The sequence below is a fragment of the Thalassolituus sp. UBA675 genome, from assembly GCF_002297765.1.
Taxonomy (GTDB): domain Bacteria; phylum Pseudomonadota; class Gammaproteobacteria; order Pseudomonadales; family Oceanobacteraceae; genus Thalassolituus.
In genome coordinates this window covers 209,448-221,805 of sequence record NZ_DBNJ01000026.1, presented here as the reverse complement: position 1 = coordinate 221,805, position 12,358 = coordinate 209,448, and the positions used below count along the sequence as shown (strand labels likewise).

At 51.4% G+C, this 12,358-nt stretch carries 10 protein-coding genes and 2 tRNA genes; 6 read left to right on the top strand and 6 right to left on the bottom strand.

Annotation, left to right across the window (positions count from 1 at the left end; genetic code table 11):
- The first annotated feature begins 156 nt into the window (after nucleotides 1-156).
- The 3 genes from B3007_RS11715 to B3007_RS11705 are packed head-to-tail and all read left to right on the top strand — an operon-like array spanning nucleotide 157 to nucleotide 3,126.
- Complete coding sequence (locus tag B3007_RS11715; protein WP_301377396.1) at nucleotides 157-1,092, top strand: hypothetical protein; 936 nt, start codon at nucleotides 157-159, stop codon at nucleotides 1,090-1,092.
- Nucleotides 1,092-1,907, top strand: a complete 816-nt coding sequence (locus B3007_RS11710) for an HAD-IIB family hydrolase (RefSeq protein ID WP_301377398.1) — start codon at nucleotides 1,092-1,094, stop codon at nucleotides 1,905-1,907. The genes B3007_RS11715 and B3007_RS11710 overlap by 1 nt, the downstream gene beginning before the upstream one ends.
- Nucleotides 1,900-3,126: a glycosyl transferase gene (locus B3007_RS11705; RefSeq protein WP_076516155.1), complete on the top strand. Its 1,227-nt coding sequence runs from the start codon at nucleotides 1,900-1,902 to the stop codon at nucleotides 3,124-3,126. The genes B3007_RS11710 and B3007_RS11705 overlap by 8 nt, the downstream gene beginning before the upstream one ends.
- A gap of 80 nt (nucleotides 3,127-3,206) precedes the next feature.
- Here the strand turns inward: B3007_RS11705 and B3007_RS11700 are convergent, their stop codons facing one another.
- From B3007_RS11700 to zwf, 5 genes are read right to left on the bottom strand one after another with little or no spacing between them, the layout of a single operon-like run.
- Nucleotides 3,207-4,949, bottom strand: a complete 1,743-nt coding sequence (locus B3007_RS11700; protein ID WP_301377400.1) for a sugar phosphorylase — start codon at nucleotides 4,947-4,949, stop codon at nucleotides 3,207-3,209.
- 9 nt (nucleotides 4,950-4,958) lie between these two features.
- On the bottom strand, nucleotides 4,959-5,567 hold the full coding sequence (gene eda / locus B3007_RS11695) for a bifunctional 4-hydroxy-2-oxoglutarate aldolase/2-dehydro-3-deoxy-phosphogluconate aldolase (RefSeq protein WP_301377402.1): 609 nt from the start codon (nucleotides 5,565-5,567) through the stop codon (nucleotides 4,959-4,961).
- Nucleotides 5,568-5,585: 18 nt separating this feature from the next.
- Nucleotides 5,586-7,412, bottom strand: coding sequence for a phosphogluconate dehydratase (edd, locus tag B3007_RS11690; protein WP_301377404.1), 1,827 nt, complete (start codon nucleotides 7,410-7,412; stop codon nucleotides 5,586-5,588).
- On the bottom strand, nucleotides 7,412-8,113 hold the full coding sequence (gene pgl, locus B3007_RS11685) for a 6-phosphogluconolactonase (RefSeq protein ID WP_068440872.1): 702 nt from the start codon (nucleotides 8,111-8,113) through the stop codon (nucleotides 7,412-7,414). Before pgl ends, edd begins: the two co-directional genes overlap by 1 nt.
- Before the next feature lie 32 nt (nucleotides 8,114-8,145).
- Nucleotides 8,146-9,603 (bottom strand): glucose-6-phosphate dehydrogenase, encoded by a 1,458-nt coding sequence (gene zwf, locus B3007_RS11680; RefSeq protein WP_301377406.1) that lies wholly within the window; start codon nucleotides 9,601-9,603, stop codon nucleotides 8,146-8,148.
- A 326-nt stretch (nucleotides 9,604-9,929) separates the two neighbouring features.
- Between zwf and galU the strand changes: the two genes are divergently transcribed.
- The 3 genes from galU (at nucleotide 9,930) to B3007_RS11665 (ending at nucleotide 11,069) form a co-directional block, all read left to right on the top strand.
- Nucleotides 9,930-10,766 carry a UTP--glucose-1-phosphate uridylyltransferase GalU gene (gene galU / locus B3007_RS11675; protein WP_068440867.1) on the top strand — a complete coding sequence of 279 codons (837 nt, stop codon included), beginning with the start codon at nucleotides 9,930-9,932 and terminating at the stop codon, nucleotides 10,764-10,766.
- A 140-nt stretch (nucleotides 10,767-10,906) separates the two neighbouring features.
- Nucleotides 10,907-10,982, top strand: a tRNA-Asn gene (locus tag B3007_RS11670).
- Between the two features lie 10 nt (nucleotides 10,983-10,992).
- Nucleotides 10,993-11,069: transfer RNA gene (locus tag B3007_RS11665), tRNA-Pro, on the top strand.
- Between the two features lie 439 nt (nucleotides 11,070-11,508).
- On the opposite strand, the gene B3007_RS11660 is transcribed toward B3007_RS11665, so the two are convergent.
- Nucleotides 11,509-12,198: an FKBP-type peptidyl-prolyl cis-trans isomerase gene (locus tag B3007_RS11660; protein ID WP_068440860.1), complete on the bottom strand. Its 690-nt coding sequence runs from the start codon at nucleotides 12,196-12,198 to the stop codon at nucleotides 11,509-11,511.
- Nucleotides 12,199-12,358 lie beyond the last annotated feature (160 nt).

Below are 12,358 nucleotides of genomic sequence, written 5' to 3'. Positions count from 1 at the left end.
CCAAAACAATGCACAGAAACCTTGCACCGCAATCCCGCTTTGCTCCGGAAGCCGCGCGCGGTGCCTGATTGCATCAGTGTATCTCAGCGCCCTCGTAAGTGGCATAGTGCGTGCAAACAATTCAAACAATGAAAAAAATAACCTCGGAGTCTCGCTATGCCCGGATGGCCCGCTTCACTGCAACCCGATGGGGAAACGCTGCGAACAATACAGCAGTACCCGCCGCGTGATGCACGAATTCCTTCCGGCTGGCACAGTCAGTGGGAAGACATCTGGGCCCCTCTGGCGGCGTATCTTGCAAAGACGATCAAAGCCTCTGGCGTCCCACCTGTTATCGGAGTTCATGGCGGCCAGGGATCAGGTAAAAGCACACTGTCTCTCGCCCTGAAAGATATCTATGAACAGGCCTTCAACTGGAATGTGGTGGTTGTTTCCATTGACGATCTTTATCTCAGCCATGCCGACCGTACGAACCTTAGCAAGACGATTCACCCACTTCTGCAGACGCGTGGCGTTCCGGGCACTCATGAAGTCGAACGCGGCATAAGCTTGTTTGAAACCTTACGTGCACTGGATGCAGGAGCACAATGCCAGATACCGGCATTCGACAAAGCCAGTGATGACCGCCTGCCCGAGTCAGAATGGCACACAGTCAAAGGCCCTGTTGATGCCATTCTGTTCGAAGGCTGGTGTGTGGGCTGCCAGTCGGTTGATGACGCACTGCTCACTGCTCCCATTAATGATCTTGAAGCAAATGAAGATCCGGATGGCACCTGGCGTGGCTGGGTAAACCAGCAACTCGCGGGCGATTATAAAACCTGGTTCAGCATGATTGATTACCTGCTGATGCTCAAAGTCCCTGACATGAGTGCTGTCCAACGGTGGCGCACTGAGCAGGAAGTAGGCAATAAAAAAATGGCGAAAGGAGAAACCGACCGCAGCCTCGACGAGGCGGGAATAAGACGCTTCATTCAACATTATGAACGACTGACCCAACAAGCGTTGACCCAGCTCCCGGATGTTGCCAATCTGGTACTTGTGATTAACGACGCGCACAAGGTTGCTGACGTCCAACCGGGAAAACCATCGTAATGAGCGCTATTCCAACGTTACCTGTGATTGTCCTCACCGATCTCGACGGAACTCTCCTCGACCATCACGACTACAGCACATCAGCCGCACGTGATGCTCTGAGTTTTCTGCAGCAGCATAATATTCCGCTGATATTCAATACCAGTAAAACGCAGCCAGAAGTGATTCAGTTACGGCGTCAGCTGGCTAATACATCTCCCTATGTGTGCGAGAACGGTGGCGCTATTTACCACGTAGACAGCGATGACGAATGGCATTGTGAACTCCCCGGCGCAGGTTACACAGATATACTGAAAGTGCTCAATCAGTTGCGTAAAGACGGATTTAATTTCCGGGGTTTCAACGATATGACGGACACCGAAGTCGCAGCCATTACAGGGTTGTCGATCGATGACGCGCACCACGCACGCCAGCGAGCAGCCACCGAACCTCTGCTCTGGCGCGGTGAAAAATCCGAAATTACTGTATTCCGCGAAGCATTGCTGGCACACGGCCTGAGGCTACTCAAAGGCGGCCGTTTCTATCATGTGATGGGCGATGCTGATAAAGCGTCTGCCGTTACTTTTTTTAAAGACTTCTATCGTCAACACTGGGGGCTCAACGAAGCTCCTTTGGTGATTTCACTCGGCGATGGGGAGAATGACCGTGCCATGCTCGAAGCCTCGGACTACCCGGTTGTGATACCGGGCGAATCCGATACTCTTGAGCTGAATAACCCTGAAGCTCAGACCGCTGAATTTAAGGGCCCTAAGGGCTGGAATAACACCTTACTACCATTGTTAGAAAAACTGCTTAAGGAGAATTGCGGTGGCTGATTTTTATCAGAACGGCATTGTAACCACGCTACATAACCTGACCGACCGTCCGGTGGAAGACCTTGAACGCGAACTGATGAGCTTCTCACGCCTGCGGCCTATGTCGCTGGTTCTGCCATCCCTGTTCTCGGAACTTGAGGGCCCTGCGCTATCCAACATTATCGATGAAGTCGCCCAGGTGCCTTACCTGAATGAGATCGTGATTGGCCTCGACCGCGCAGATCAATCTCAATATGAATTTGCTCAGAAATTCTTCTCCAAGTTACCACAGCACCACCGCATCCTCTGGAACGACGGTCCACGTCTGCGCAAGCTGGATGAAATGTTGGCGGAAAAAGGCCTGTCACCCACGGAAATGGGTAAAGGTCGTAATGTCTGGTACTGCTACGGCTACGTTCTCGCCAGTGGCCGCGCCGAGTCTGTTGCGCTTCACGACTGCGATATTGTTACCTACGACCGTAGCCTGCTGGCACGCCTGATTTATCCGGTTGCTCACCCTGGTTTTAATTACGTCTTTGGTAAGGGTTACTACACACGCATTGCTGAGCAAAAAATGAATGGTCGAGTCAGCCGGTTGCTGGTAACGCCCCTGCTTCGCGCTCTCAAGAAAGTCTATGGTTCACTCGATTTTCTTGAATACCTGGACAGCTTCCGTTACCCACTTTCCGGTGAATTTTCTATGCGCGCAGATGCGCTTAACGATATTCGCATACCGAGCGACTGGGGTCTCGAGATTGGTGTTCTGTCAGAAATGAAGCGTAACTATGCAACCAATCGTATCTGCCAGGTCGATATTGCAGATGTTTACGACCATAAACACCAGCCTCTGTCAGAAGCAGATGCAAGCGCAGGCCTGTCGAAGATGAGCACAGACATCTGTAAAGCTATCTTCCGTAAGCTGGCAACCCAGGGCGAAGTTTTCACAACCGAAACCTTCCGTACGATCAAAGCAACCTACTTCCGCGTGGCACTCGATTTTATCGAAACCTACCACAATGATGCACGTATGAACGGCCTCGAACTGGATCGTCACTCAGAAGAAAAAGCCGTCGAGTTGTTTGCTGAAAATATCATGAATGCCGGTGAGCACTTTTTGGCGAACCCAATGGAGACACCATTTATTCCTAGCTGGAACCGGGTGATTTCTGCAGTACCTGATATTCTCGACCGTCTTTATGAAGCGGTAGAAGCTGACAACAGCGAATTTGGGGATATCTGATAACTCAGGTAGCTTCAGAAAAAAGCCCCGCACTGCGCACTGCGGGGCTTTTTTATCAGGTCATTATCAAGCTCTGAAACTCAGGTGTTTGATAACCACACCGTCTGGTACGGATACAGTACCAGCTCGTCTTCAACAATACGTTTCTCATGCGCAAGCAAATCAGACAAGCCATTTTCAAGAAAGCCCAGCGTAGCCAGAGGTAGTTTCAGAATACGCTCGGTCACGTTGGAAATTGCGAATATACGCTGACTGTTATCTTCGCTGGTGCGCTTCAGAATAAAGAGGTCGGTATTAATTTTGACCACGTCCTGGCGGGCATCCGGGCTGAAGGCTGGCTGGGCCCGACGAATTCTCAGCATACGGGTAAGCTCGGTAAAGACTTCGGCCTGAGGCGTCACTGGATTCGAGAGCAGGTATTCCAGCTCATGCTCTTCCCAGATGCGGCGATTAATCGAGCGTGTACGCCCCGTCTGTTCAACATGCTCCAGATCATTCGGAGACGCCGTCAGACTGTGAATATAGACCGCAGGAATCCCCTGCATGGCCAGCATTATTGCCTGAGAACACAGGAACCGCTGTACTTGATGATGATCCGGGCCACGACGGGTTCCCATACAGGCATCGAACAAGGTGATATTAATTTCATACGGGCTTTCAGAGCCGTCACTGTTGGCTTTCATACTGACGAAACCGCCAAAGCGGTGCATAGAATCAATCAGATCCTGAACTTCCCGCTCAGGTAGCAAGCCCTCGACAGGACGGACACCGATACCGTCGTGAGACGCGGTAAAATTCAGGTAACTACAGCCCTCAGGGAGGGGTGGAATCGCATCAGCCCAGTCACTCAGAAAGGAGGCATTGCCGCGGTTTAATGCGTGCAGCACCAGTGGCGGTAACCCAAACTGGTAGACCATATGAGCTTCGTCTGAATTACCGAAGTAGCTCAGGTTTTCTTTTACCGGCACATTGGTTTCTGTAATAACGACGACTTCCGGCGCAACGAAATTCACAATATCACGCAGTAATTTTACCGCAGCGTGCGTTTGACTGAGGTGCAGACAGGTCGTGCCTAACTGCTTCCATAAAAATGCCACGGCATCGAGGCGGATAAAGCGCGCGCCCTGCTCGATATAAAACAGGTAGATTTTCACAAACTCGAAAAGGACCTCGGGGTTCGCAAAATTAAGGTCAATCTGATCTTCAGAGAATGTTGCCCAGACATGGCGAACACCCCGGTGCGTGTGCACAGGCGTCAACAGTGGTGTGTTGCGAGGCCGTGTTACCAGTGAGACATCCGTGGCCGGGTCAACTTCAATAAAGTAATCTGTGTAGGGTTCCCGGTTACCGATGTAATCAATAAACCACAGGTTTTCGCGCGAGCAATGATTAATCACCAGATCAATCATCAGATCAAAATTATCAGCGATCGAGGCAACGTCCTCCCATGTGCCCCAATCCGGGTGTACCTGGCGATAGTCAATAACAGAAAAACCATCGTCAGAGCTATACGGAAAAAACGGTAGAATATGGACCGAATTTATAACATCCGCGAGTCGCTCTCTAAGAAAATCGGAGAGCGTTTTCAACGGCATTTCATCGGCGGTCTGAACGCTATTACCATAGGTAATGAGAATGATGTCTTCCTCTGACCAACGTTTATGCCCGGTCGCGGTGGGTACTTCGAGCACGCTGCGGGATGTTTTATCTGCAAAACACTGACAGATGGTCAGAATTTCCCGCGCGATCTGTTGGTTGTTCTGCGCGTCACCATAAATCTCTGTAACACGTTGGGTAAATTGATCCAGTGCCGCCTGAGTCATGCGTTTCCCTTATATATCTGAAGCCAGGTCTTTTATTGCTTGCCAGTTCCGTGCCGACATCAGATCAGGAGGGGTTAACCAGCTACCTCCCACGGCAAATACGTTATCCAGTGCAAGGAAATCGTGGTAAGTCTCAGCGCTGATTCCACCTGTAGGACAGAAGCTGACCTCAGGCATGGGGGCTCCTATGGCTTTCAGCATAGAGCGACCGCCACTCGGAACAGCAGGAAAGAATTTCATTTTTGTGAAGCCGGCTTCGCGTGCCTGCATAACTTCACTCGGAGTAGCAACACCCGGTAGAAAAGGCCCACCCCACTCCGATGCAGCGGCCAACAGATTTGGCGTAAAGCCCGGACTTACAGCAAATTGTGCGCCCCGATTCAGTGCAGAATGCAACTGATCTGGCGACGTTACGGTGCCGACACCGATAATCGCCTCTGGCACATTACGGCTGATTTCACTGATAGCAGCAAGAGCGGCTGGCGTCCGCAAGGTTACTTCAAGCAATGTCACACCGCCGGCAACAAGCGCCTGAGCCATAGGTACAGCGGTATCAATATCATCAATGACAATCACCGGCATTACAGGCTTTGATTTTGTAAGCCACTCATCCCACATACTTATCACCCTCCATAATCACACGCCTCCAAGACTGATTGCACCTTCATCCGCTGGCCCTGCCAAAGCTCTGAATCCAGCAAATAGTTCGCGCCCGACACCGTGCGACGAAGCACTGACATCGAGCGAATCACGCGTTTCTGCAAGACGTTCCTCAAACCCCGCCGTTGTCACCTCAAGTGATCCGGCATGACCGTCCAGGCGGATAATGTCACCGTCTTCAATATAGTGAAGTGGGCCATCAACCAAAGCCTCAGGGCTGAGGTGTATCGCTGCCGGCACTTTTCCTGATGCCCCGGAAAGGCGGCCATCAGTCACCAGTGCGACCCGATATCCTGCTTCCTGCAGGTTGGTCAATGCTGGGGTCAGTTGATGCAGCTCTGGCATCCCGTTCGCCCTTGGTCCCTGCCCCTTCACCACAACAACAACGTCCTGATTCAGCTCGCCAGCCTGATACGCCGCCAGTACCTCTTGCTGATCCAGAAAGACACGCGCTGGGGCCTCAATGACCCAACGGTCATCAGGCACTGCAGAAACCTTCATGACGGCGCGCCCAAGGTTTCCACTTACTAGCTTCATACCCCCCTCGCGCAGAAACGGCGCGTGCGCAGGTGCCAACACAGACAGGTCTGCGGACTCAGCAGCCATGTCCGTCCAGGCAAGTTCACCGGAAGCATCAAGCACAGGCTTTCTGCACCACTGGCGTAATCCTTCACCCAGGATAGTATTCACGTCTTCATGTAAAAGCCCCGCATCGAGCAGCTCTCTGATCAGGAACGGCATACCACCCGCCACCTCAAACGCATTCACGTCGGCGCTGCCATTGGGGTACATACGGGTCAGCAATGGCACAACATCGGATAGCTCCGCCATGTCCTGCCAGTCGATAACAATGCCGGCCATTCGGGCAATGGCGACGAGATGGATGCTGTGATTCGTAGAACCACCGGTCGCCAGCAGACCCACCATGGCATTCACCATGACTTTCTCATCAACGATTCTGGCGATCGGCATATAGCCGGGTTCCAAGGCGGTGATTTCAGCCAACTGATGCGCTGCGGCCCGGGTCAGGGCATCTCTTAATGGGCCGTTCGGGCTGACAAAAGACGATCCGGGTAACTGCAACCCCATGATCTCCATCAGCATCTGGTTGGAATTCGCGGTACCGTAAAAGGTACAGGTGCCTTCGCTGTGGTAGGACCCCATTTCGCTTTTGAGTAGCTCGGCCTCGCCAACATCCCCCCGGGCGTATGCCTGGCGGGTCTTGGCTTTATCCGAATTGCTGATACCACTGTGCATCGGGCCAGACGGAACAAATACCGCGGGTAAATGGCCAAAACGCAGTGCCGCCATCAACAGCCCCGGAACAATTTTGTCACAGATGCCCAGCATCAGACTGCCATCAAATACTTGATGTGACAGTGCAACCGCAGTGCTCATGGCGATCACATCACGGCTGAACAAAGACATTTCCATCCCGGTCTGACCTTGAGTGACACCATCGCACATTGCCGGAACTCCGCCTGCAACCTGCGCGACGTGATGCTTTTCTGCCAGATAAGTTTTCAATTTTTCGGGATAGTGGCGATAAGGTGCGTGTGCCGAAAGCACATCGTTGTACGCATTAATGATGGCAACGTTAGCGCCGCGACTGCTGCTCGTCAGAATCATTTTTTCATCGTCACTGGCAGAAGCATAATCATGCGCCAGATTCGTACAGCTTAAAGCTGTTCTCACCGGCCCCTGCTGCGCAGCGTCTTCCATCTGAGACAGATACCTGGCTCTCGTATCGAGACTTCGCTGACGAATTTTTTCTGTAACGTCTTCAATAATGCGATGCGTCATTACTCGCTCCGGAAAATACTTAATGGAACCTGAGACTGGTACAGCACGGTACGGATCGGCATCGCGCTGATGTTCTGCCGCTCATCCTCTTTCTGAGCCTGGGCATAAACACGATTTTTTTCATCCCCCTCAAAATGAAGGTACAGATGACGGCAATTAGACAGAAGCCCCCAGGTCAGCGTCATGCGCGGCAGGTCCACGGGTTCATCAGTGACTGGGCAACACCAGGCTGCATTTCCTTCATCAAGGCACTTAGGTAGCGCTGCAGAACCTGGAAACCAGGACGCAGTATGGCCATCATTGCCCATACCGAGAACGGCAAAATCGAGCCTGACCATTAATTCGTGAAGGCTGTTTTCACACTCCATAAAACCGTCGACAGGATTAGTTGCAGCATTTTTTAATGGCAGAAAATACGCTTGTTCTGCTTCGTTCTGCAGCAGGTGGCGACGCACCAGCGCAGCGTTACTTGCAGCGTCATCCAAAGGTACCCAGCGCTCATCAACGAGAGTGATACGTACTTTACTCCAGTCCAGCTTTCGCTTTGAAAGTTCTTCAAGAAAACGTACCGGCGTTGACCCACCGCTTACTGCGATGCACACGCGGCCACGCGCCTCAATCGCTTCACGCATTTTTCCTGCGAGGTCGTCAGCCAGCTGGCGAGCCAGTGCATCTGCTGATTTAAATCTGTTGTCTGTCATTTATCGTATCTCCATTATTATTATCGACGAACTCAACTGTTCTCATCCCACAAGCGACCATCGCGTGCGAGTAACAGAGTAGCGGCCGCTGGGCCCCAGCTACCTGCGGTATAAGGTTCTGGACGTTGCTCCTGCTCTTCCCAGTGTTTAATAATCGGGTCCACCCAGCGCCAGGCTTCCAGCAATTCATCATCCCGTAAAAACAAGGTAGCGTTTCCGCTAAGCGCATCAAAAAGGAGTCGTTCATAAGCCTCCGGGACGCGCGTCTGCCGCTGATTCGATGGATTCAGGCTGAGATTCATAGGGCGAACATTCATACCTGGGCCAACACGCTTTTCACACAACATCAGGCGCACCCCCTCATCCGGCTGCAGTCTGAATATCAGCTTATTGGCCATGGTATTTTTATGCTGGAGTGGAAAAATCGAGTGCGGAATTTCTTTAAACTGTACAACGATTTCGCAGGCACGCTCAGCCAGGCGCTTACCGGTACGAAGATAAAAAGGCACCCCGGCCCAGCGCCAGTTGTCGATCTCTACCTTCGCTGAAATAAAGGTTTCAGTCAGAGACTTGTGATGCACACCGGGTTCATCACGGTAGCGTGGAACGGGTTTCCCCTCGGCGACACCAGAATCATACTGACCTCTCACCACATTCTCATTAATCGCGGTGCCTGTAATCGGCTTGAGCGCCTTCAGTACTTTTACTTTCTCGTCGCGGACGGCGTCTGGTTCAAGCTTGGCCGGCGGCTCCATTGCGGTGATACATAACAGTTGCAGCAAGTGATTCTGAAACATATCCCGCATTGCCCCGACATGCTCGTAGAAGCCCGCGCGCTGCTCAACACCAAGTTGCTCAGAAATCGTAATCTGGATATGGTCGATGTAATTCTGGTTCCACTGCGACTCAAACAGCGAATTCGCAAACCTCAGCACCATCAGGTTCTGGACCGTTTCTTTTCCGAGGTAGTGGTCGATACGGTAGATCTGCTTTTCTTTAAAGTACTCAGCAACGGTGTCGTTAATCGCCTGAGCAGTATCAAGGTCGTGACCGATCGGTTTCTCCAGAACGATCTTGCTGTGACTCTGTATCAGGCCGGCGTCATGCAGTCCCTTACATACTGGCGTGTACAGGTCAGACCCCGTGGCCATGTAGTAAAGCCGGTTGATGTCTTCCGACGACAGCGTCTTACTCAGGTTTTTATAGCCCTCATGATCATTTACGTCGTGAGTAAGGCAATGCACTTTGTCCAGAAACCGCTCCAACGGTTCCTTTTCGAGGTAATTAGAGGGCACATGCGATTTTACTGAGCTCTCGATTTTGCCTATGAACTCGTTTCTATCCATCTCACGGCGGGTCACGGCATAGATAGCCCCGTCCGGAAGACGACCATCTCTGTCCAGTAAAAACAAAGCGGGCATCAGCTTGCGTAAGGCCAGATCTCCCAACCCACCGAACAGAACCAGTTCAAACGGTGCATCAATGTGCATTCATTACCTCCGGTGTTTCATTTTGGGGCGTAGCTTCATCCTCTCACGGCTTCCACTTACCTTCCAATCAATACTTGAAGCCAGCCTGCTTCTCCTGAGCGCTCGCATAGAATGCTTCATGGGCAAAGGCCGGCTCTACTCTGATAACAAGCACGTTCCATACCGTCGGCATCATACTTGCACCATTGTGATTCAGGGCGAGCGTTTCTGTGCTCGAAAAAAATCAGGGCGATACTGCAGGGTGACGCAAAACGGTAACAAATCTGCCATAATCTGCCCCCTAATCAGAGGTTACAAACTACATGTCTGAACAAGGAAAGACGTCAATGATTCGCAAATGCCTATTCCCGGTCGCCGGATACGGAACCCGGTTCCTCCCAGCAACCAAAGCAATGCCTAAAGAGATGCTCCCGATCGTTAACAAGCCGCTAGTACAGTATGGCGTAGAAGAAGCAACTGAGGCTGGTATTGATCGCATAGGTTTCATCACAGGCCGTGGTAAACGTGCCATTGCTGACCATTTCGATATCTCTTACGAGCTCGAAAAAGAAATCGAAGGTTCTGGTAAGGAAAGCCTGCTGACCTCTATCCGCACCCTCATCGATGAAAACGAATTTGCCTTCAAACGCCAGAACCATATGAAAGGTCTGGGCCACGCGATTCTGTCCGGCAAATACCTGATGGGTGACGAGCCATTTGCCGTTGTTCTGGCCGATGACCTATGTGTTGCTGGTGACGACGGTGAAGGCGTACTGGCTCAGATGGTTAAAGTCTTCTCTCAGTTCCGCTGCTCTATTGTTGCAGTACAGGAAGTGCCTGAAGACGAAGTGCATAAGTACGGCGTGATTGCTGGCGAAGAGATGAAAGACGGCCTCTTCCGCGTAACCGATATGGTTGAGAAGCCAGCCAAAGAAGATGCACCAAGCAATCTGGCGATTATTGGCCGCTACATTCTGACACCGGACATCTTCGACAAGATCGAAGATACACCTCCGGGCAAAAACGGTGAGGTTCAGATCACTGATGCCCTGCTGAAGCAGGCTCAGGAAGGCTGTGTACTGGCGTATAAGTTCCGCGGTACCCGCTTCGACTGCGGTAGCATCGACGGTTTCGTTGAAGCGACCAACTATGTCTACGAGAATATCTTCAAACAGGGCAAATAAGCCCTCGTCTGAGGATACGCATCAGGGCTGCCGCGCAGCCCTGATGTTTCCTCTATCTTTTTGTTTTCTATGATTTTTTGAAACAAAGGTGTTGACGACATCCGGGTAAATCCGTAATATTCGTCCCGCTGTTGAGATGTTCCCCGATAGCTCAGTCGGTAGAGCAGTAGACTGTTAATCTATTGGTCGCTGGTTCAAGTCCAGCTCGGGGAGCCAACACAGCATTCGGGGTATAGCGCAGTCTGGTAGCGCGCCTGGTTTGGGACCAGGATGTCGGGAGTTCGAATCTCTCTACCCCGACCATTCTCACACTTCGCCCGCAATGCCCTTCAAACAATACCTTTAATGCTGTATAAATCAGCTTCAACACTGGTTTTTGTTTAATTATTGCTTATGTCTTCTGTTGCTTCTGTTGTTCAGTACCCGCTGCCTTGTCCTGAGTGTAAAAATTACACATCACAGCCTGCTGAGAAATTACGGATAGATCGCAAATCCATATGTCGCGTCTGTGGAAATACGATTCGATTGACCGACCAACAACTTGAAAGTCTTGAGAGAACACTCTCCCACATGTCTGGCTGCGGACTCCGCGGCGGTCAACAAGACGAAGTATCTGAAGAGCTAGAAGAAGCCGTCGCTCAATAACCTGACGCATTCGGGCTTTCTGTTTTCTATACGCACACTCGATGAGCAGGCACAAAAAAGCCCTCCGAAGAGGGCCTTTTCTGCGAGGCTGTATTTATTACTTAACAATCTCGAGCAGTTCTACCTCAAACACCAGCGCTGAGTTCGCTGGAATTTTAGGGCTTGGGCTACGAGCACCGTAAGCCAGGTCTGCCGGGATGAACAGCTTCCACTTCTCACCTGGCTTCATCATCTGGAGTGCTTCGACCCAACCACGGATCACACCGTTTACCGGGAATTCGGCAGGCTGACCGCGCTGAACAGAGCTGTCAAAAACTTCTCCGTCGATCAGCGTACCGTGGTAGTGAACACGAACAGTATCGGTTGCTGCCGGTGACTCACCTTCTTCTACAGAAGTCAGAACTTCATATTGCAGGCCTGAATCAGTAACTTTTACTTCTTCACGTTCTGCGTTCTTCGCCAGGAATTCTTCGCTCGCCTGAGCTGCTTCATCATCCAGAGCTTTCTGCTTGCGCTCAGCATCTTCACGCAGTGACATGAATGCCGCCTGAATATCTTCGTCGCTGACCTGCTGTTCAGCTTTAGAAACAGAATCACGGATACCCGCAACCAATGCATCAAGATCAATGTCTGCACCTTCACGTTCGATCTGACGACCGATGTTCAGGCCTGCACCGTAGCTCGCTTTCTGAGCGGTGGTCTCAAGTTTCACTTTTTCCTCCTGGCCGCAACCAGCCAATAACAGTGTCCCCAACGCAATCGCTGGAACCAGTTTATTCAATTTCATAGTATTTCCTGATGGCAGTTTAAGATCTCAGTACCCAAGCTTGGGTCAGCACACGAAATTCCCTCTCTCGGCACGCGCATCACATTCCCTTCGAATATTTTTGCATACCTGGATTTCCGCTGCCGATAGCGAACCCGTCATCTGACACCGGTAATTACGT